We start from the raw sequence: 3,077 nt of genomic DNA, 5'->3' as shown, positions 1-3,077 counted from the left end.
TGTCGTTCCACTCCTCCACCACCCGCCGCCACTCACCCACATCAAGCACATCCACATCGCCCAGCGCCGGCTCGGCCCCGCCGTCCAACGCCGTCTCCAGGGCGGACACCAGGTTGGCCGTGGCCGTGCGGAGCAGCCGCGTCACCGCGCCAGGGTCGATGGGGGCGACGGCGTCCACGGTCAGCGTCAGCCTGTCGCCGTCGTCGTTGACGGCCACGGCCAGCGGGTAGTTGGTGCGGTCGTGCGTGTAGACGGTGCGGATGCCCTCGATGCGGTGCGCGGACGGGTCGCCGTCGGAGCCGGGGTCGCGCCGGTAGTTGAAGAACGAGGTGAACAGGGGCGTGTCACCGGCGACGCCGCCGGCCCGCTGGGCGACGGACAGGGAGGCGTGCTCGTGCTCCAGCAGCTCGCCGAGCTGGTCACGCATGGCCGACACGGCGGCCAGGACGCCGGGCTCGCCGGTGCGCACGCGTACCGGAAGGGTGTTCATGAAGGGGCCGGGCACGCGGTCGGAGCCCACGCCGGCGTTCATCCGGCCGAACAGCACGGTCCCGAAGACGACGTCGGTGCGGCCGCTGACGGCGGCGAGTGCCCTGGCCCAGGCCACGTGCATGACGGGAGCCGGGCTGACGCCCATGCGGAGCGCGGCGGCGCGCAGCCGGGCGGTCAGGTCGGGGGCCAGGCCGAGCTCCGCCCGTACGACTCCGGCGCCGTCGCCGCGGGCGTCGGTCACCCCGTACGGCGCGGTCGGCTCGGTGACGTCGCCGAGCAGCGCCGCGAAGTAGCGCGCGTGGCCGTCCTCGTCGTCGCCGCCCCGGGCCTGGGCGACGAAGGTGCGGAACGGGAGCGGCTCGGGCAGGGTGTCGCCGTGCCCGGTCAGGAAGGCGCGGACCTCGTCGAGCAGGACCTCCTTGGCCGTGTGGTCCTGCACCATGTGGTGGATGCGGAGCAGCGCGAGCCACTTGCCGGTGCCGGGCGCGGCGGCCGTGTGCACCCTGATCAGCGGCGCGCGACCCAGGTCCATCGACGGCCCGCCGGCCGCCACCAGCTCGGCCACCGGGTCCGGTCCTGCCGGGTCGAGGGTCACCTGCTCGACGGGCAGGGCGGCGCGCCGCCACACGACCTGTACGGGTTCGCGCAGCCCGTCCCAGACGATCCCGGTTCTGAGGATGTCGTGGCGGTCCACCACGCGCTGCAACGCGTCGAGGAAGGCGTCGAGCCGGTCGCGGTTGTCGAATTCGGCGACCGTCGGCAGCGCGTACGCGTCGTCGCCCCCGCCGGCGAGCAGGTGGTGGAAGAGCAGCCCTTCCTGGAGCGGGGCCAGCGGATAGACGTCGGCGACGTTGGCCGCGCCGCCCTCGACGGTCGCCGTGATCCGGTCGATCTCGTCGGTCGTCAGATCCACCAGGGGCAGCATGTCCGGGGTGATCTCGGTCGCGCCGGGCGGGATGAGGTTGTCCGGCACCGCGACCGGCGCCGCGCCCGACGACCAGGCGATCCCGGCCGGGGTCGGTGACTGGAACAGTGCCCGCACCGACACCTCGACGCCCCGCTCGCGCAGCCGTTCGACCAGGCGGATGGCCAGCAGGGAGTGGCCGCCGAGGGTGAAGAAGTCGTCGTCGGCGCCGACCTCGGGCAGGCCCAGCACCTCGGCGAACGCGACGCAGACGAGCTCCTCGCGGGCGCTCGCGGGGCGGCGGCCGGCGCCGGTGGCGTACTCGGGGGCGGGCAGCGCCTTGCGGTCGAGCTTGCCGTTCGGGGTCAGCGGCAGCTCGTCCAGGACGACCACGGCCGACGGCACCATGTACTCGGGCAGCCGCCCGGCCGTGAAGCCGCGCACGTCCTCCGGCAGGCACGATTCGCCGGCGGCGGGCACCACGTAGGCGACCAGGCGGGTCTCGCCGGGCGTGTCCTCGCGGGCGACCACCGCCGCCCGCGCCACCGCCGGGTGGGCGGCGACGACGGCCGCCACCTCGTCCGGCTCGATCCGGACGCCGCGCACCTTGACCTGGTCGTCGGGGGGCCCGGCGGACAACAGCCCCCCCGCCCCCGGCCACCGCACCAGGTCACCGGTGCGGTAGAGCCGCTCGCCGGTCGCGAACGGCGAGGCCACGAACCGCTCCGCGGTCAGCGCCGAGCGGCCCACGTAGCCGCGCGCGACCTGCGCGCCGGCGATGTACAGCTCGCCCGCCACGCCGGGGGCCACCGGCTCCAGGTAGTCGTCCAGCACGAACATGCGGGTGTTGGCCAGCGGCCCGCCGAACGGCAGCACGCCGTTCCCGTCGGGGTCCACCCGGCCGGCCGCGGTGATCACGGTGGCCTCGGTCGGCCCGTACGCGTGGACGAGCCGCCGCTCCCGCGCCCAGGCCCGCGCCAGGCCGGGCGGCATGTGCTCGGACCCGACGACCATCGACTCGACGCCGGCCAGGTCGCCCGTCTCCAGGACCGCGAGCAGCGAGGGCACGACACTGGCCGAGCGCACCCCGGCCGTCTCGACGAGCGCGCGCAGCAGGGCCGGCTCCGCGCGTTCCGCCGCGCCGGCCACGACCAGCGTCCCGCCACGGGCCAGGGTCACCGCCACGTCCAGCACCGACGCGTCGAACGTGAACGAGGCGAACTGCAGCACCGGCACGCCCGGGCCGACGTCCATCAGCGGCCCGAACACCGAAACCAGGTTCGCGAGGGACGCGTGCTCGACCGCCACGCCCTTGGGCCGCCCGGTCGAGCCCGAGGTGTAGATGACGTACGCCAGCTCGCCGGGCAGGGTCCGCTCCGGGAGCTCGGTGGCGGGGCGGGCGTCCAGGCGCGGATCGTCGAGGCGTACGACGTGGGCGGCGCCGAGCTGATCGGCCACCTCCGCCCCGTCGCTGACCAGCACCCGCACGCCGCTGTCGGCGACGGCGAAGGCCAGCCGGTCGGCGGGGTGGGCGGGGTCGAGCGGCACGTAGGCGGCGCCCGCCTTCCACACGGCGAGGATCGCGGTCACGATGCCGGCGCCGCGCGGCAGGCAGAGCCCGACGACCGATTCCGGGCCGACGCCGAGGGCGGCGAGGTGGTGGGCGAGCCGGTCGGCCCGC

Annotated in this window: 1 protein-coding gene; it reads right to left on the bottom strand. The window is 75.6% G+C overall.

What is annotated here, in order from left to right; translation table 11 throughout:
• Positions 1 to 3,077, bottom strand: a 3,077-nt coding sequence (locus ABFX54_RS56280) for an amino acid adenylation domain-containing protein (RefSeq protein WP_346115553.1), incomplete at both ends; no start/stop codon positions are given.

The sequence above is a fragment of the Nonomuraea maheshkhaliensis genome (assembly GCF_039529435.1).
In the GTDB taxonomy this organism is placed as follows: Bacteria; Actinomycetota; Actinomycetes; order Streptosporangiales; family Streptosporangiaceae; genus Nonomuraea; species Nonomuraea maheshkhaliensis.
This window is presented reverse-complemented; position numbering and strand designations above follow the sequence as displayed.